We start from the raw sequence: 16,425 nt of genomic DNA, 5'->3' as shown, positions 1-16,425 counted from the left end.
GTTCCGTCCGGGCTCCCGCCTAAGGTGCCGTCGGGGTTATTGCTTCAGCACGTCCGCCCATTCGGGATGGCGGCGGAACTGCGCGGCGGCGAAAGGGCAGAGCGGGATGATCTTCTTGCCCGCCGCGCGCGCCTCCTCGACCGCGCGGGTCACGAGGTGAAGGCCGACGCCCTGGCCGCGGAAGGCGTCCGGCACGCCGGTGTGGTCGATGATGATCTGGTGCGTGCCGATGCTGGTGAACGTCATCTCCGCCTCGGCGCCGTCAGGGCCGCGCACGACGTAGCGACCCTTGCCGCCGCCGAGGTCTTTCCGTTCGATCTTCGGCAAGGTGTTGCTCATCGATCCACTCCTTCGACAGATTCAACAGGCGCGGCCGACAGAAATGTCCGGGCCGCCGCTATCTCGTTGGGACGGACCTCGTGGCCGCCCTCGTGCCATTCCACCGTGACATCGGCATTTGCGGCGCGCAAATAGGCGTCGAGCCGTGCCGTCAGGTCCGGTGGGCAGATCGGATCGTGGCGGCCCGCCGTGAGAAGGATGCGCTTGCCGGCGAGGCTGCCGTCGATCCGGGGTTCGAACGGAATCAGCGGATGCATCAGTACCAGCGCGTCGAACAGCTGCGGCCGCGCGAAGACAGTCGAGGCGAGGATGTTGGCGCCGTTCGAGTAGCCGAGGCCGTAGACGGCCGACGGTTTTGCCGCCGCAACGTGGGCGGCCACGAAATCCGCCATCTTGGCCGTCGCGCGGGCAAGGTCGGCGAGGTCGTAGACGCCCTCGCCGGTGCGGCGGAAGAAGCGCGCGGCGCCGAATTCCGACACGTCGCCGCGCGGCGACACGATCGTCGCTCCCGGCACGAGGTCGTGGCCGAGCGAGGGAAGCTGGTTCTCGTCGCCGCCGGTGCCGTGGAAGACGAACAGCAGCGGTCCACCCGGCTTTCCGGGCAGGACCTTATGGATGTAGCCGTCGATGCTCATGGCTTCCTCCTCAATCGTCCAGCGGCTGCAGGTGCTGTTCCAGCCAAGGCCGCATATGCGCGTGCTGGCCGGGCAGTTTCAGCGCCTCGCCGAGATGGGCGGTGTCCTCGTCGCGGTCGAAGCCCGGCTCGTTGGTAGCGACCTCGAACAGGACGCCGCCCGGCGTGCGGAAATAGATCGCCCAGAAGTAGTCGCGGTCGATCACCGGCGTCACCTGGTAGCCGGTATCCATCAGCGCCTTGCGCACTTCGAGCTGCTTTTCGCGGTTCTCCACCGCGAAGGCGACGTGGTGGACCGAGCCGGCGCCGAGGCCGGCGACGTTCGCGCCCGGCAGCGTCTCGATGTCGACGACGTTGGCGCCGTTGCCGCCCTTGATCGCCAGCCGCTTGATGTTGCCGGCGCGGTCCGCCTCCTCGTAGCCCATGAATTTCAGGAGCTCCTCGGTGGCGCCGCCGTCACGCAGCCTGAGCGACACGGAATGGAAACCACGGATGGCGTCATCGCCCGGCACGCCGCCTTTCGCCCATGGGGCGCGGTCGTCGCCCTTGGCCTCGACCAGCGCGAAGCTGTCATTGTCGGGGCCGGTGAAGGTCAGGCGCTTCTCGCCGAATTTTTCCTCGCGCGCCAGGCCGGTGACACCCTGTTCGGCGAAACGCTGTTCCCAGTAGGGAAGCGTGCCTTCGGGCACCGAGAAAACAGTGGTGCCGACCTCGCCGACACCGGGCCGGCCCTTGCCGATGTTGGGAAAGGGGAAATAGGTCATCACCGAGCCGGGCGTGCCGACCTCATCGGCATAGTAGAGGTGGTAGACGTCCGGCGCATCGAAGTTGACGGTCTTCTTCACCCGGCGCAGGCCGAGCTTGTGCGTGAAGAAGTCGTTGTTGCGGCGCGCATCGCCCGCCATCGAGGTGACGTGATGCAGCCCTTTGATCTGGTCGAGCATGGTCCTGCTCCCTTCGGGTTCCGGCGGCCCTTGCCGCTCTGTCCCTGCCAATATGAGGCCGATATAGCGAGCGGCACAGATGGCAAACACAGGATGATCTGTGCTGAAAAAGTGAACGATGGATAGGCGTTCGTTCACTCTGAGCAAAACATGCCGGAAGGCCCGCGCCGTCGCCGGCGCGGGCCTTCGCTTCACTTCGTCGTCAGGAATCAGCGCAGGATCATGCGCTGCTCGTCGCGCTTGTCGGCGTAGCTGCCCTTGTCGTAGGCGGCCTGAGCCTGGAGCTGATCCTTGGTGAAGTTGGTGTAGAGGTACGTCTTGCCACCCTTGTCGGTCATGAATTTCAGCTTGTCCATGCCGATCGCCACCGGCTTGGCGCCGATGCCGAGGAAGCCGCCGACATCGACGACGACGGCGTCCACCTGATTGTCGGACGTCAGCACGATGTCACCGATCTTGCCGATATTGGCGTCGTCGGCGCCGTAGACCGTCGTGCCGATCAGGTTGTCGGCGCTGATCTTGTCGGCCGGCATCTCGGTCAGGGTGGACTTGTCGATGGCCGCCGTCTGGGTGTCGTCGGTCGCGGTCGTGCCGGAGGCCGCCGCCGGCGCCTCGGCCGTCTTGTCGGTCACCGCGTCACCCTTCTCGGCAGCCGTGGTGGCGGGCGTCACCGCCGGCGGGGCGTCGGGTGCCGCAGCCGTGCTCGCGGGCACCGGGTCGTAGGCCTTGCGGTCGAAGTCCGGCAGGCCTTCAAGCTGTTCCTTCGAGGCGCCCTCGACCACGATCCAGCGGTCGCCATTCTTTTCCGCCCACTTGCCCTTGTTGTAGTCGAAGGCGACGTTCTTGGTGCCGATGCCGAGGAAGCCGCCGACGCCGATGACCAGCGATTCGGCCTTGCCGTCCTTGTTCAGCACCATGTCCTTGACGTCGCCGATCTTCTGCGCGTCGTCGGCGGTGCCGTTGTAGACGCTTTCGCCGATGACCTGGCTGGCAAGCGTGCCGTCCGGCTCGACGATCTCGGCCGGCGGGGTCGGTGCCATCGCCGTGTCGCCGCCCGCAGGTGCCGCCGTGCCGCCGGCCGCGGCGGCGGGCGGAGGCGCGGGCAGGTAGGGCGTCTGGTCGAAATCGGGCTGCGCCGTCAGGTCTTCCTTGCTTGTCTCGGCCACCAGCCAGCGGTCGCCGTTCTTCTCGGCCCATTTCAGTTTGTCATAGTCGAAGGCGACGTTCTTGGCGCCGACGCCCAGGAAGCCGCCGACGCCGATGACGATGGATTTCGCCTGGCCGTCCTTGGTGAAGACGACATCGGTGACCTTGCCGATGCTCTCGGCATCGTCGGCGGTGCCGTTATAGACGCTCTCGCCGATGATGTTGGTCATCAGGCTGCCGTCGGCCTGCACGACGGGAGCCGCCGGCGCGGCGTTCTCGGTCGCGGGCGCGGCCGGAGCCGGCGTCGTCGTTTCCTGTGCAAAGGCGCCGGAGGCCAACAGCATCGCCAGCGCGGTCGTTGCCAAAAGTTTGCGGGTCATGGTTGTCTCTCCTCGTGCGTTTTCATGCGCCATGCCGGCCTGTCCCGTTGCGGACAGGCACGGCGTGGCGTCCTACCCGTTCACAACGTGGTGATGCCGGTTCCGTTCCGTGGCCTGCGGCGTGCGCGGCGCCCGATCTTTGATCGGAACCATTGCCGCTCCCTGCCGTTTCCGCGGCGCTTCCAATTGCTTGAACGAAACGATCACATGGAGAGGGACATGCGATTTCAGGCGGTGCTGAACCGCGATGGCGGCACATTGCGCACGACGGACCTCGACGCATTTGCCGAGCGCATGCGCACCATCCTCGAAGCGGCCGGCCACAAGGTCGAGGTCGACATCGTCGGCGGCGCTGACGTCGCCTCCGGCCTCGACAAGGCAGTGTCGCGGCGGGGCGTTGACGTGGTTCTGGCCGGCGGCGGCGACGGCACGATCTCCACGGCCGCCACGCGGCTGATGGGCAAGAAGAAGGCGCTCGCCATCCTGCCGGCCGGCACCATGAACCTGTTCGCGCGCGGGCTCGGCATCCCCCAGACGCTCGACGGCGCGGTCGAGGCCTTTGCCACAGGAAAGGTGAAGGCGGTGGACATCGCCACCGCCAACGGCGAGCCGTTCGTGCACCAGTTCTCCATCGGCATGCACGCCAGGATGGTGCAGTTGCGCGAGAAGATGGATTTCGGCTCGCGGCTGGGCAAGATGCGCGCCTCCGCCCGCGCCGCCTGGATGACGCTGCGCAACCCGCCGGCGCTCAACGCCACGCTCATGGTCGGCGAGGCGGAGATTGCGGCGCGCACCACCGGCATCGGCGTCACCAACAACCTGTTCGGCGAGGGCCATCTGCCCTATGCCGACGACCCGGCCGGCGGCGTGCTGGGCATCTACGTCAACGTCGCCAGCCAGCCGGGAGAACTGGTCCGCCATGCGTTCAACATGGCGCGCGGCCGCTGGCGCGACAACCAGCATGTCGAGATCCACCAGGCCGACCGCGTGGTGCTTTCCGTTCGCGCCGGCCGCCGCAAGCCGCGCGCGGTGATGGACGGCGAACTGGTGGCGCTGGAAGCCGAGACGGAGTTCAGGATCCACCCCGGCGCGCTCAACGTGCTGGTGCCGGCAAAGCTTGACTGAACCTTGCCGCATTTCCAGACGCGAACCCACGTCCCGCCCCGCCTGCAAACCGCTGGAAAGGCATCGTTTTCAACCGTCGGCAGCGGCGACAGGAACAAAGCCACCCTTTCACCCAACCGTTTCTTAAGGGGTGCGGACCTAAAACCGGACGACAGGGGCAGACGGAGAATTAGGGTGCGTCTTTCCGCGGCGACCACGGCCGAACGGTTGCTGCCGCAACGTCTGGCGTTGCGCGCCCGGCCGCTGCTCGGCCGCATCGATGCCGTGCTGTCCGGCGCCGATGCGCGCGGCGAGGCCGGCCGCATGTCGGTCATCGCCTTCGTCGTCCGCATCGTCTCGGCCGTCATCGCCTTCGCCAGCCAAGTGCTCATGGCGCGCTGGATGGGCTCCTTCGAATACGGCATCATGGTGCTTGTTTGGACGACGATGATCATCGTCGGCGGCCTGTCCTGCCTCGGCTTCCATGCCTCGGTCGTCCGTTTCATCCCCGAATACCGGCAGCATAGCCGGCTGGCGGAATTGCGCGGCGTCCTTGTCTCGAGCCGGCTGTTCGTGCTCACCATCTCCAGCGTCTTCGCGCTTGTCGGCGGGCTCGGTGTCTGGCTCTCTTCCGGCTGGATCGAGAGCTACTACGTCGTGCCTTTCGTGCTCGGCATCACCTGCCTGCCGATGGTGGCGCTGTCCGATCTCTTGCAAGGCATCGCGCGCGCCCATTCATGGGCGCTGTCGGCGCTGTTGCCGACCTATATCGTGCGGCCGCTGCTGATCCTCGCCCTCATGGCGCTAATGCTCGCCACCGGCTTCGCGCCGGATGCGCGCACGGGCATCCTGGCGGCCATCGCGGCCACCTACGCCACCAGCATCGGCCAGTTGCTCGGCCTCACTCGGCGCATCGACGCCGGCCTGCCGCGCGGCCCGACGACCATCCGCTTCGGCCACTGGTTCGCCGTGTCGCTGCCGATCTTCCTGGTCGAGAGCTTCTTCTTCCTGCTCACCAATGCCGACGTGCTGATGGTCGGCTTCTACCTGAAGCCCGACGACGTCGGCATCTACTTCGCCACCGTCAAGACGCTGGCGCTGGTGCATTTCGTCTATTTCGCCGTCAAGGCGGGGGCGGCGACGCGCTATGCCGAGTTCACCCATGGCGAGCCGGAGAAGCTTGCCGCCTTCGCGCGCGAGACCGTGTCGTGGACGTTCTGGCCCTCGCTGGCGATGGCGGCGGCGGTGCTGACGCTGGGCGAACCAATGCTTTCCCTGTTCGGCCCCGGCTTCGCCGCCGGCTACCCGCTGCTGTTCCTGCTGGTGCTCGGCGTGGTGGCGCGCGCGGCCGTCGGCCCGTGCGAAAGCCTTCTGACGATGAGCGGCAACCAGAATATCTGTGCCGCCGTCTACGCCATCGCGCTGGTGCTCAACATCGGCCTCAACATCGTGCTCATCCCGCAGTTCGAGCTGTGGGGAGCCGCCGCCTCGACGACGCTCGCCATGGTTTTCGAGGCCGCAGCCCTTTCCTTCACCGTCCGGCGCCGTCTCGGCATCGCCATGGTGATCTTCCTTCCCGCCCGGAGACCTGCCTGATGGCCGCCGTTCCCCTGATCGAAGAAAGCAGCGGCGGCCCGGCCGGCGCGATGGTGTCCGGCCTCGCCGGGCTGGCGCGCGATGCGGCGGACGCTGCCCAGCTCGAACTCATCGCGCATGGGCGGCCTGAGCGGCGGCTGGCCATCTACCCGGCCTCGGCCGGATTCGATCTCGTCGAGGAACTCGACTATCTCAGCGCCCGCACCGTCGAGCCGAACGTCTTCTTCAACCCGCGCTTCCTGGCGCCGGCGATGCCCAGGCTGGAGGACCGCGAGGTGCGGCTCGCCGTCATCCGCGACGGCGACGACTACCGCAGCCGGCTGCGCTTCCTGGTGCCTTATTCGGTCGAGCGGCCGGCCGTGCCGCTCGGCGTTCCGGTCATGCGCACATGGTCGAGCCCGTTCGGGCCGATGGGCACGCCGCTGATCGACCGCGACGACCCGGTCGGTGTGCTGGACGACTTCCTCGGCATGCTGTCGAGGCCGCGCCTCAACCTGCCCAAGGTCTTCGTCTTCCCCGATATGCGGATGGACGGGCCGGTGGCCGCACTCATCAAGACGGTGGCCGAGATGCGCAGGCTGCCGCTTGCCGTCACCGGGGCGAGCGAGCGGCCGGTGCTGGAAAGCGCGCTCGACGGTGAGGCCTACCTGCGTGCATCGCTGAAAGCGCATCACTACCGTGAGTTCAGGCGGCTCAAGCGGCGCCTCGCCGATACCGGCACACTGGAACATACGGTGGCGCGCGGGCCTGACGAGATCCGCCACGCCATAGAGCGCTTCCTGTCGCTGGAGGCGGCGGGCTGGAAGGGCCGCGAGCGGACGGCCATGGTGATCGACCGCTACCGGGCCGCCTTCGCGCGCGAGGCGGTGCACCGGCTGGCCGAGCAGGACATGTGCCGCATCCACGCGCTGGAGCTCGACGGGCGCACCATCGCCAGCCTGATCGTATTTGTCGAGGCGGGCGTCGCCTACACCTGGAAGACGGCCTACGACGAGACGCTTGCGGCCTATTCGCCCGGCACGCTTCTGATGATCGAGGTGACGAAGCAGCACCTCGACGATCCCAATATCGACGTCACCGATTCCTGCGCGGTGCCGGACCATCCGGTGATGAGCCGGCTGTGGAGCGAGCGCCGGCAGGTCGGCACCTTCGTGATCGGCCTGTCGCCGGAGGCCGACCGCGCCACACGCCAGGCGGCCTCGCAGCTGCATCTCTACCGCGAAACGCGCAACATGGCGCGCATCCTGCGCAATCGCGTCAGAAGCCTGCTGGGCCGGCGCTGACCGTCAGGCGGGAGACGACGACATTCGGCCGGGAGAGAGATACCACCCGGCCGACAGCTCGAAAGACTGGGAAATGCCGGCGGTCAGTTGCCGGCCGGGACTTCCGCCAGCAGCGCCTCGAAGACCTTCTTGGCCTTGCCGCTCTGCTTGACGGCCTTGGCCTGCTCCAGGTTCACCGGCTTGCCGACGACGATCAGCGCCACCATGCCCATGCCGTAGTGAGGCGTGCACTTGACGCCGTAGACGCCTTCCTTGTCCAGCGTGACGGTGATCGACTGGCTGATCTTGCCCTTGAAGGGCTCGGCGCCGTCGGGGATCATGCCCTTGATGCTTTCGGCATCGTGGCCCTTGTCGGTGGGCACGAAGGTGACGGTGTCTCCGGGGGCGGCCTGGACGAAGTCCGGCTGGAACACCATGGTGCCCTTCTCGCCCTTGTTGAGCATCTGGATCTGATGATCGGCAGCCTGTGCGCCTCCAGCCAGCATCAGGGCGGCGAGGATGGTTGCTGCAGCGACTACGCGTTTCATGGAACTTGCCTTTCCTTTTCTCGGTGCGGCGGCGACCCGCCGGGTGTCATGTAGGGGTATCGCCGCCGGCCCACTTTGTTGCAGCGCAAACAAAACCGAATCAAGGCATAACTGGCCAAAAGCCTCGCGACTTGCCGTTTGCACCATCCCTATGGGATGGTGCGGCCGATTGACAGGACCGAATCCAGACCATGATGCCGAAAAGTGTGAAGCGGTTTTCGGACGCCATCATGGTCTATCAATTTGATTTTGCCGCATGTGTGCGACGCCAAGTGATTCCACTTGGCTGCAACATGCTCTAGGAGAGCCTGTGAGCCGTCTCGACCGTTCCCTGATCGCCGACCTGCCGCTGTTCCGGGGCATGAGTGCCGCCGATCTGGACCGCATCGTCGGCCGGGCGCGCTCGCAGCGTGTCGCCAAGGACCAGGCCATTTTCGAACAGGACGGCGCCGCGGACACTTTTTTCCTGCTGCTCGACGGCCATGTGCGCGTCGTCAAGTCGACGCCGGAGGGGCAGGACGTCATCGTGCGCTACATCAGCGCGGGCGAGTTGATGGGCATCGCCCAGGCGCTTGGCCGCTCCACCTACCCGGCGAACGCGATCGCGGCCGTCGACTGCGTGGTGCTTGCCTGGCCCGGCGCCCTGTGGGCCGAGTTCGCCGCCGCGATCCCTTCCTTCGGGGCGAATACCTACAAGACCGTCGGCGACCGGCTGCAGGATGCCCATACGCGCGTCGTCGAGATGTCGACCGAGCAGGTCGACCGGCGGGTCGCCCATGCGCTGCTCAAGCTGGTGGGGCAAAGCGGCAAGCAGACCAGCGAAGGGCTTCTGATCGATTTTCCCATCTCGCGCCAGGATATCGCCGAAATGACCGGAACGACGCTTCACACGGTCAGCCGGCTGCTGACGGCGTGGGAAGGCAAGGGCCTGGTCCTGAGCGGACGCCAGAAGGTCACCGTCACCGACCGCGACCGGCTTTCGCGCATTGCCGAAGGGCGGGACGGCAAGGAATAGCCAACCTCCTCGCGACAGTCGGGAACCGGACGCGGATTTGCTTGCGCTAGATCAACGAGCGTCCCGGCGGCCGCTGATAGGACTTTCCTCAGCTTCGCAAAGAAGGAGTTGGAAATGGAAAGCAAGAGCAGAGCCAGCCCCGCGTCGATCGGCGTCGCGCCTATGGCGGGCAAGGTGACGCGGCGCGTCATGGCAGGCCTTTTGGCGACGACGATGGCGGTTGCCGTGCCGCTGGCGCCGGCCTTCACCCAGACGCACAATCACGACGCAAACGCGCAGACCGCGCAAGACACGGCGGCGCCGGCGGCCTCGAACGCACCGACCGACGCCAGCGGTGTCGTCAGCTATCACAGCGCCACCATCTTCACCCTGCGCACCGGCATCGCCGAGGGCCGCATGGTCTATATCGGCGTCGGCGGCGACATCGAGGGCAAGGTCAATCCCACCCTCATGGTTCACGAGGGCGAGCTGGTGCAGATCAACCTCATCAACGGCGAGGGCGCCGAGCACGACATCGTGCTCGACCAGTACGCCGCCCGCTCGGCGGTCGTCGTCGGCAAGAACGCCTCCTCGACCTTCTCGTTCCTGGCCAACAAGGTCGGCGAATTCGCCTATTTCTGCTCCATCGCCGGCCACCGCGCGGCGGGCATGGAGGGCGTGATCCAGGTGATGCCCGGCCCGCGCTCCGGCATGACGACGGATGCGGCCGACATCGTGCGCGACCCTGCGGACCTGCCGGGTCCGATCGGGCAGCGGCCGCCGCAGGTGGTGCGCGTCGACATGGAGACGGTCGAGCTCAAGGGCCGGCTGGATGACGGCACCTCCTATGTCTACTGGACCTTCAACAACAAGGTTCCAGGACCGATGCTCAGGGTGCGCGTCGGCGACACGGTCGAGCTTCATATCAAGAACGCGGCCGACAGCGTCATGATGCACTCGATCGACCTCCATGCCGCGACCGGCCCCGGCGGCGGCGCCGACTTCACCCAGATCGCGCCCGGCGAGGAAGCCGTGGTGACGTTCAAGGCGCTGAAGCCCGGCGTCTTCGTCTACCACTGCGCCACGCCCAGCGTCGCCCACCACATCGCCAGCGGCATGTACGGGCTGATCGTGGTGGAACCGGAAGGCGGCCTGCCGCAGGTCGACCGCGAGTTCTACGTGATGCAGGGCGAGCTCTATACGGTCGAGCCGTTCGGCACGAAGGGCGAGATGGAGATGGATTACGACAAGCTGATCTCCGAGCGTCCGGAATACTTCCTGTTCAACGGCTCGGTCGGCGCGCTTACCAAGGCGCATCCGCTCTACGCCAATGCCGGCGAGACGGTGCGCATCTTCTTCGGTGTCGGCGGGCCGAACTACACCTCGTCCTTCCATGTCATCGGCGAGATCTTCGACCACGTCTACTCCATGGGCAGCGTGACTTCGCCACCGCTGACGGGCGTGCAGACGGTGAGCGTGCCGCCGGGCGGCGCCACGGTCGTCGATTTCAAGATCGAGCGCGGCGGCCACTACGTGCTGGTCGACCATGCCCTATCGCGCGCCGAGCGCGGCCTGGCGGGCTACCTGATCGTCGACGGCCCGAAGAACGACGACATCATGCATGAGGGGCCGGCCAAACAATAGGCCGGCAACGGGGGGAGATGGGCGCGCCAAAAGGCGCGCCCGTTGCTTTTTCAGATACCGGCAGGGTTCGCGATGACGACCGTCCGATGGCCTGGCAAGCCGCCAATCGGAGCGGCGAGCGAAGCGAATTCGCGTGAGATCGAGAATTGGTGCCCCTAGCCGGGATCGAACCAGCACTCCTTGCGGAACTCGATTTTGAGTCGAGCGCGTCTACCAATTCCGCCATAGGGGCACGGACCGGGCAGGTCCGGATGGGCGCGGACTATACGGTCAGGGGCCTGTTCGTCAACTGGTCCCGCCGGTTTACCGCGCTGTCGATTTCGTGAACCCTGCGCCATTGTGCGGCGGGCGGAAACTTTCTAGACAAGCTCCGCATCACGAGGGCCTTCCATGCTTCGCGGACTCTATGACTGGACCTTGTCGCTCGCGGCAAGGAAATCCGCCGAATGGTGGCTGGCCGTCATCGCCTTCGTCGAAAGCTCGGTGTTCCTCGTGCCGGCCGACGTGCTCTACCTGCCGATGGCGCTGTCGCGGCCGGACCGGGCCTACCGCTACGCGCTGATCGCCACGGTCGCCTCGGTGCTCGGTGGCGTCGCCGGCTGGTTCATCGGCCACTACGCCTATGATACGATCGCCGTGCCGATCCTGCAATTCTACGGCAAGTACGACGAGTTCGAGGCGCTGCGCACTTCCTCCGGCATCGGCTTCATCATCCTGATGCTGATCACCTCGGGCGCCGCCCACCTGCCGCCGATCAAGGTGGTGACCATCCTGTCGGGGGTCATCGGCGTCAACCTTGTCCTGTTCATCGGGCTCGCCATCGTCGCGCGCGGGGCGCGCTTCCTTTTGCTCGCCTGGCTGCTGCGCCGCTACGGCGAGCAGATCAAGGATTTCATCGAGAAGCGCCTCGGCATGATCGCGGGCGCTGCCGCCGTCGCCCTCATTCTGCTCTACATCGTCGTCAAATGGGTGTTCTGAGCAGATTTCATCACGGATGACCTTGCCATGACCGATATCGCCACCCCTGCCGCATCGCTCCGCCGCACGCAGATAGCCGGCTTCCTCGCCGTCGCCATGGCGGCCACCGTCGGCGGGGCGCTCGCCTTCCAGTACATAGGCGGCTACATCCCCTGCAAGCTCTGCTACGAGCAGCGTCTGCCCTACTATATCGGCGCGCCGCTGATGCTGGTCGCCTGCCTCGCCTCGCTGATGCGGGCGCCGGCCTGGGCCGTGCGCGGCCTGCTTGCCATCGGCGGGCTCCTGATGGTCTACGGCCTCTATCTCGGCGTCTTCCATTCCGGCGTCGAATGGGGCTGGTGGCCGGGGCCGACCGACTGCACCACGGTCGGCGTCTCGGTCGATACCGGCGGCAACGGCGTGCTCGACGCGCTGAACGAGTTCGTGCCGCCGTCCTGCGACAAGGCCGCGCTGCGCATCCTTGGCCTGTCGCTCGCCGGCTGGCAGGCGATCGCGGCCCTCATCCTCGGCGCGGTGGCCTTCAAGGGCGCGTTCGGCCGGGATTGAAGCGCGGGGAAAACGGAACTTTAAAGCGTGTCGCGATCTTTCAGATTCGCTCCGCACGCTTTAGATTCTTGATTTTACGCATGTCTTTGTCCCGAAACCGGGTCCCACTTTCGGGAGACATGCTTTACGGCTCCAGTTCGACATCCCAGTAGAGATAGTCCATCCAGCTTTCGTGCAGATGGTTGGGGGGGAAGAGGCGGCCGTTGTTGTGGAGGTCGTGCACGGTCGGCTTGTAGGGTTTCTGCAAAGGCCACATCTTGGCCTGCGCAGGCATCATGCCGCCCTTCCTGAGATTGCAGGGCGAACAGGCGGCTACCACATTTTCCCACGTCGTCGCGCCGCCGCGATGACGCGGGACCACATGGTCGAAGGTGAGATCCTCCCCCGTCCCGCAATATTGGCACTGGAAACGGTCGCGCAGGAACACGTTGAAGCGGGTGAAGGCCGGATGCCGGGACGGCTTCACGTAGGCCTTGAGGCTGACCACCGAGGGCAGCTTCATGGAAAAGGTCGGCGAGGAGACGGCGTGCTCGTATTCGGCGACGATGTTGACGCGCTCGAGGAACACCGCCTTGATCGCGTCCTGCCAGGACCACAGCGACAAGGGGTAGTAGCTGAGCGGGCGGTAGTCCGCGTTCAGCACCAGTGCGGGCAGCGCATCCGGAGATACGGCAACCGTCACGTTCCTCGTCTCCTTGTGTCTCGAACCGTACGGTGCCGATACTGTAAGCCCGACATGACAGCGATGTGAAGCGGATTGTGAGCCGCGCGAGACGCCGAAAACGCGCTATTTTCACGCATTTTCGCGGTTCAGGCGATCGGCGTGGCGTCGCGGCCCTTCATTTCGCGATAATAGGCCCAGAAAAGGCGCGACGCGACGCCGCGCCAGGGCGCCCATGATTCGGCTATGCGGATCAGCGTTTTTTCGGGCGGACGGGGATCGATGCCGAGCGCATGGCCGACGGCGCTCTGCAGGGCGACGTCGCGCGCCGGGAACACGTCGGGATGCCCGGCCGAGAACAGGAGATAGCACTCCGCCGTCCAGGGGCCGATGCCCGGCACGGCGGTCAGCGCCGCGATGGCCTCGCCCGCATCGAGCGAGCACAGGTGATGGAGGTCGAGACCGCCGGCCACCGCCTGGGCGGCTGCCAGGAGCCCGCGCTGCTTCGGCCGCGACAGGCCGGCCTCGCGGAACACCGCCTCGCCGGCGCCGAGCACCGCCTGCGGCGTCAGCGGGTCGAGCAGGCCGGTCAGCCGCCCGAAGATGGCGTCGGCGCTGGCGCGCGACACCTGCTGCGAGACGATGATGGAGGCGAGGCTTTCGAAACCCGGCTCGGACAAGCGCAGCGGCACCGCGCCGGCCCTGCCGCGCACCGCCGCAAGGCGCGGATCGAGCGCGACGAGCGCATCCAGCCCGCGCGCGACGTCGTCCAGCGTGGCGATGCGCTGCATGTTTCCTCCATGGCCGAAGGCGATGCCCGCCGGCTTGACTTCCATGGCCGCACGGTAGCAATCGAAAGCCATGCCGCACAGCCCGACCGTTGCCGCATCATGACGCTGCTGACATTCCGTTTCGCGCCGAGCCCGAACGGCGCGCTGCATCTCGGCCATGCCTATTCGGCGCTGCTCAACCAGAAACTGGCGCGGACGGCTGGCGGGCGGCTTCTATTACGCATCGAGGACATCGACACGGCGCGCTGCACGCCCGAACTGGAAGCCGGCATCTATCGCGACCTCGAATGGCTGGGCCTCGAATGGGAAAAGCCGGTGCGGCGCCAGTCCGGGCATTTTGCCGACTATGCGGCGCTGCTCGACCGGCTGGTGCAAGAGGGGCTGGTCTATCCGGCCTTCATGAGCCGGGGCGAAATCCGCGCCTTCATCGCCGACAGCGGCAAGGCAGGAAGCTGGCCGCGCGATCCCGACGGCGCGCCGCTCTATCCGACCGTCGACAAGGCGCTGCCGGACAAGGAGCGACAAAGGCGGATCGCAGACGGCGTGCCGTTTTCGTGGCGGCTCGATATGCGGGCGGCGACGGCGCGGGCGGGCGAGGGGCTTTGCTGGACGGAATTCACCGACGAGACGCTTTCGGCGTCCCGGCAGGTCGAGGCGCAGCCGCAAGCCTGGGGCGACGTGGTGATCGCCCGCCGCGACTTGCCGACGAGCTACCATCTGGCGGTGGTGGCCGACGACGCCTTGCAAGGCGTTAGCCATGTCGTGCGCGGCATGGACCTTTATCAGGCGACCGGCGTGCAGCGCCTGTTGCAGGAACTGCTCGGATTTCCCGCACCCCGCCATTTCCACCACCGGCTGATCCTCGGGCCGGACGGCCGCAAGCTTTCCAAGAGTTTCAGGGACACCGGGCTGGCGGCATTGCGGGAGGCCGGTGCCACGCCGGACGACGTGCGGCGGGCGGTGGGGTTGGAATAGCGGTCTGCCCTTCAACTCCCCTTAGTCTATGAATCAGCGGTTTCGTTTTGCCTGGCCAGCCAAACCGCATTACATCGGCGCTTCCGATTCCTCCGGACAAGGTTTTCCGGCAATGCACGGCCTGAAGCGGCTGGTTCCCGCCACCTTCGTCGTCCTGTGGGCGACCGGTTTCATCGGCGCGCGCTATGCCATGCCGTGGGCCGAGCCGTTCACCTTCCTGGCGCTGCGTTTCGGCATCGCCGCGGTCCTGTTCGCCGCGCTGATGACTGCTCTCGCATCGAAACGCCTGACTTCGGCCGAAGCGTTCCACGCGGCGATCGCGGGCGTTCTGATGCACGGCGTCTATCTTGGCGGCGTGTTCTGGGCGATCCATCGCGGCCTGCCTGCCGGTATCTCGGCGCTGATCGTCGGGCTGCAACCGCTGATCACCGCCGTCATCGCCGGCAAGCTGCTCGGCGAAAAGATCCTGCCGCGCCACTGGCTCGGCCTGGCCGTCGGCTTCGTCGGCGTCGTCATCGTGCTTTGGCCGAAGCTCGGCGCGCTCGGCAGCGGCGTCACCGCCGCCACGCTGACGGCATCGATCGTCTCCGTGATCGGCATGAGCCTGGGGACCGTCTGGCAGAAGCGTTTCGCCTCCGGCGGCAACCTGTGGGCGGCGACGTTCTGGCAATATGTCGGCGGGCTGGCGACCGTGGCGCTCGGCTCGGCTCTGCTGGAGACGCGCCAGGTCACCTTCAACGGCGAGCTGGTCTTCGCCCTTGCCTGGCTGGTCCTAGTGCTGTCGATCGGTGCCATCTTCCTTCTGATGCTGATGATCCGCGAGGGGGCGATGGCGAAGGTCGCCTCGCTGTTCTACCTGGTGCCGGCCGTCACCGCCGTCATGGCCTGGCTGCTGTTCGGCGAGGACCTCAACCTTGTGCAGATATTTGGCATGGCCGTCGCCACGCTGGGCGTTGGGCTGGCGACGGCCCAGAAGGGGCCTCAGCCGGTCACCCGCGCCCGCGCCTCCAGGTAGCGGCTGATGGCGGCGTTGAGCTCGCCGCCGAGGATGAAGACCGCCGAGACGATGTAGAGGAAGACGACGGCGATCATGATCGAGGCCAGTCCCGCATAGGTCGTCACGTAGCTGGAGAAATGGTCGATGTAGCTGGCGAAGACGGTCGAGCCGATCAGCCAGCCGATCAGCGTGAACAGGATGCCGGGGACCAGCGAGACGAAGCGCCGCTTGCCCGCCGGCAGCCAGAAATGCACCGCGAACAGGCCACCGACGATCACCGCCGAGGCGACGGCGTAACGCCAGACGGTGATGGTGCCCATATAGGGTTTGATCCACTCGATATGGGCTTCCGCCAGCCGCGCCAGGATGGGCGCGAAGACGAGCAGAACGGATATGGCGAGGATGCCGGCCGTGGCGATCAGCACGAAGACGAGGCTCTGGGCGCGGCGGTAGAAGAAACCGCGCGTTTCGGTCACCCGGTAGGCGCGGTTGAGCGAGGTGCGCAGCGCCTCGATGCCGTTCGAGGCGAAATAGGCGGCCAGAACAACGCCGTAGGTCAGGAGGTCGGTGCGCTGCACGGTCAGCACGTTGAGAACCTCGCGGGCGATCGGCTTGGCGATCTGCTCGGGCCAGGTGTCGAAGACGATGTGCACGGCGGTGTCGGCGAAGGCCTGCGCGCCGAGGAAGGAAGCCAGCGTGGTAGCGAAGATCAGGAACGGGAACAGCGCCATCAGCGCGGTGATGGCCAGGTGAGAGGACATCGCCCAGCCGTCATCGTTGTTGAAATGGCCCAACGCATCGTAGAGGACGCGCTTCACGGCGACGATGTTGCGCAGCAAGGGTCCCTACCTGCGATTGTGTACCGGTCGCGAATATGGGAAGGGTT

The 16,425-nt window shown here is 66.4% G+C and carries 17 protein-coding genes and 1 tRNA gene; 9 read left to right on the top strand and 9 right to left on the bottom strand.

The window, feature by feature from the left end; translation table 11 throughout:
- Positions 1-36 precede the first annotated feature (36 nt).
- From FGU64_RS11915 to FGU64_RS11900, 4 genes are all read right to left on the bottom strand, one after another.
- Entirely contained in the window at positions 37-339 is a 303-nt protein-coding gene (locus tag FGU64_RS11915) for a GNAT family N-acetyltransferase (protein WP_139953463.1), read from the bottom strand.
- Entirely contained in the window at positions 336-974 is a 639-nt protein-coding gene (locus FGU64_RS11910; RefSeq protein WP_136359796.1) for an alpha/beta hydrolase, read from the bottom strand. Before FGU64_RS11910 ends, FGU64_RS11915 begins: the two co-directional genes overlap by 4 nt.
- Before the next feature lie 10 nt (positions 975-984).
- The gene (locus tag FGU64_RS11905) at positions 985-1,917 is read right to left on the bottom strand and encodes a VOC family protein (protein ID WP_139953462.1); all 933 of its coding nucleotides are present in this window, start codon (positions 1,915-1,917) and stop codon (positions 985-987) included.
- A gap of 209 nt (positions 1,918-2,126) precedes the next feature.
- Entirely contained in the window at positions 2,127-3,443 is a 1,317-nt protein-coding gene (locus FGU64_RS11900) for a PRC-barrel domain-containing protein (RefSeq protein WP_136359798.1), read from the bottom strand.
- Positions 3,444-3,662: 219 nt separating this feature from the next.
- Between FGU64_RS11900 and FGU64_RS11895 the strand changes: the two genes are divergently transcribed.
- From FGU64_RS11895 to FGU64_RS11885, 3 genes are all read left to right on the top strand, one after another.
- The gene (locus FGU64_RS11895) at positions 3,663-4,568 is read left to right on the top strand and encodes a diacylglycerol kinase family protein (RefSeq protein WP_139953461.1); all 906 of its coding nucleotides are present in this window, start codon (positions 3,663-3,665) and stop codon (positions 4,566-4,568) included.
- A 174-nt stretch (positions 4,569-4,742) separates the two neighbouring features.
- Complete coding sequence (locus tag FGU64_RS11890) at positions 4,743-6,143, top strand: lipopolysaccharide biosynthesis protein (protein WP_139953460.1); 1,401 nt, start codon at positions 4,743-4,745, stop codon at positions 6,141-6,143.
- Entirely contained in the window at positions 6,143-7,426 is a 1,284-nt protein-coding gene (locus FGU64_RS11885) for a GNAT family N-acetyltransferase (protein WP_139953459.1), read from the top strand. Before FGU64_RS11890 ends, FGU64_RS11885 begins: the two co-directional genes overlap by 1 nt.
- A gap of 83 nt (positions 7,427-7,509) precedes the next feature.
- Here FGU64_RS11885 and FGU64_RS11880 read toward each other — a convergent pair whose 3' ends face one another.
- Positions 7,510-7,953: a pseudoazurin gene (locus FGU64_RS11880; protein ID WP_139953458.1), complete on the bottom strand. Its 444-nt coding sequence runs from the start codon at positions 7,951-7,953 to the stop codon at positions 7,510-7,512.
- 310 nt (positions 7,954-8,263) lie between these two features.
- Between FGU64_RS11880 and FGU64_RS11875 the strand changes: the two genes are divergently transcribed.
- Together FGU64_RS11875 and nirK are read left to right on the top strand one after the other, a co-directional pair.
- Positions 8,264-8,968, top strand: a complete 705-nt coding sequence (locus tag FGU64_RS11875; RefSeq protein ID WP_139953457.1) for a Crp/Fnr family transcriptional regulator — start codon at positions 8,264-8,266, stop codon at positions 8,966-8,968.
- Between the two features lie 114 nt (positions 8,969-9,082).
- On the top strand, positions 9,083-10,591 hold the full coding sequence (gene nirK, locus FGU64_RS11870) for a copper-containing nitrite reductase (protein ID WP_246671107.1): 1,509 nt from the start codon (positions 9,083-9,085) through the stop codon (positions 10,589-10,591).
- A 147-nt stretch (positions 10,592-10,738) separates the two neighbouring features.
- On the opposite strand, the gene FGU64_RS11865 is transcribed toward nirK, so the two are convergent.
- Positions 10,739-10,823 (bottom strand) — tRNA-Leu (locus tag FGU64_RS11865).
- 158 nt (positions 10,824-10,981) lie between these two features.
- On the opposite strand from FGU64_RS11865, the gene FGU64_RS11860 reads away from it, so the two are divergent.
- A complete protein-coding gene (locus FGU64_RS11860) occupies positions 10,982-11,569 on the top strand; it encodes a YqaA family protein (protein ID WP_139953456.1) in 588 nt (195 codons plus the stop codon).
- A 27-nt stretch (positions 11,570-11,596) separates the two neighbouring features.
- On the top strand, positions 11,597-12,115 hold the full coding sequence (locus FGU64_RS11855) for a disulfide bond formation protein B (protein ID WP_139953455.1): 519 nt from the start codon (positions 11,597-11,599) through the stop codon (positions 12,113-12,115).
- 124 nt (positions 12,116-12,239) lie between these two features.
- Here FGU64_RS11855 and FGU64_RS11850 read toward each other — a convergent pair whose 3' ends face one another.
- Complete coding sequence (locus tag FGU64_RS11850; protein ID WP_136359806.1) at positions 12,240-12,797, bottom strand: HNH endonuclease; 558 nt, start codon at positions 12,795-12,797, stop codon at positions 12,240-12,242.
- Between the two features lie 128 nt (positions 12,798-12,925).
- Positions 12,926-13,567 (bottom strand): DNA-3-methyladenine glycosylase, encoded by a 642-nt coding sequence (locus FGU64_RS11845; protein ID WP_139955362.1) that lies wholly within the window; start codon positions 13,565-13,567, stop codon positions 12,926-12,928.
- A gap of 99 nt (positions 13,568-13,666) precedes the next feature.
- Between FGU64_RS11845 and gluQRS the strand changes: the two genes are divergently transcribed.
- Both gluQRS and FGU64_RS11835 read left to right on the top strand, forming a co-directional pair.
- Entirely contained in the window at positions 13,667-14,542 is an 876-nt protein-coding gene (gluQRS, locus tag FGU64_RS11840) for a tRNA glutamyl-Q(34) synthetase GluQRS (RefSeq protein ID WP_139953454.1), read from the top strand.
- 112 nt (positions 14,543-14,654) lie between these two features.
- Positions 14,655-15,557 (top strand): DMT family transporter, encoded by a 903-nt coding sequence (locus FGU64_RS11835; protein ID WP_139953453.1) that lies wholly within the window; start codon positions 14,655-14,657, stop codon positions 15,555-15,557.
- Here FGU64_RS11835 and FGU64_RS11830 read toward each other — a convergent pair.
- A complete protein-coding gene (locus FGU64_RS11830) occupies positions 15,524-16,378 on the bottom strand; it encodes a YihY/virulence factor BrkB family protein (protein WP_139953452.1) in 855 nt (284 codons plus the stop codon). The genes FGU64_RS11835 and FGU64_RS11830 overlap by 34 nt on opposite strands.
- Positions 16,379-16,425: the final 47 nt, after the last annotated feature.

The organism is Mesorhizobium sp. 8, assembly GCF_006351905.1.
GTDB classification, from domain to species: domain Bacteria; phylum Pseudomonadota; class Alphaproteobacteria; order Rhizobiales; family Rhizobiaceae; genus Mesorhizobium; species Mesorhizobium composti.
This window is presented reverse-complemented; position numbering and strand designations above follow the sequence as displayed.

Excerpts from the sequence above, each read along its gene's own strand:
- FGU64_RS11915 (WP_139953463.1), bottom strand. The coding sequence starts at position 339 with ATGAGCAACACCTTGCCGAAGATCGAACGGAAAGACCTCGGCGGCGGC.
- FGU64_RS11910 (WP_136359796.1), bottom strand. The coding sequence starts at position 974 with ATGAGCATCGACGGCTACATCCATAAGGTCCTGCCCGGAAAGCCGGGT.
- FGU64_RS11905 (WP_139953462.1), bottom strand. The coding sequence starts at position 1,917 with ATGCTCGACCAGATCAAAGGGCTGCATCACGTCACCTCGATGGCGGGC.
- FGU64_RS11900 (WP_136359798.1), bottom strand. The coding sequence starts at position 3,443 with ATGACCCGCAAACTTTTGGCAACGACCGCGCTGGCGATGCTGTTGGCC.
- FGU64_RS11895 (WP_139953461.1), top strand. The coding sequence starts at position 3,663 with ATGCGATTTCAGGCGGTGCTGAACCGCGATGGCGGCACATTGCGCACG.
- FGU64_RS11885 (WP_139953459.1), top strand. The coding sequence starts at position 6,143 with ATGGCCGCCGTTCCCCTGATCGAAGAAAGCAGCGGCGGCCCGGCCGGC.
- FGU64_RS11880 (WP_139953458.1), bottom strand. The coding sequence starts at position 7,953 with ATGAAACGCGTAGTCGCTGCAGCAACCATCCTCGCCGCCCTGATGCTG.
- nirK (WP_246671107.1), top strand. The coding sequence starts at position 9,083 with ATGGAAAGCAAGAGCAGAGCCAGCCCCGCGTCGATCGGCGTCGCGCCT.
- FGU64_RS11860 (WP_139953456.1), top strand. The coding sequence starts at position 10,982 with ATGCTTCGCGGACTCTATGACTGGACCTTGTCGCTCGCGGCAAGGAAA.
- FGU64_RS11855 (WP_139953455.1), top strand. The coding sequence starts at position 11,597 with ATGACCGATATCGCCACCCCTGCCGCATCGCTCCGCCGCACGCAGATA.
- FGU64_RS11845 (WP_139955362.1), bottom strand. The coding sequence starts at position 13,567 with ATGCAGCGCATCGCCACGCTGGACGACGTCGCGCGCGGGCTGGATGCG.
- gluQRS (WP_139953454.1), top strand. The coding sequence starts at position 13,667 with ATGACGCTGCTGACATTCCGTTTCGCGCCGAGCCCGAACGGCGCGCTG.
- FGU64_RS11835 (WP_139953453.1), top strand. The coding sequence starts at position 14,655 with ATGCACGGCCTGAAGCGGCTGGTTCCCGCCACCTTCGTCGTCCTGTGG.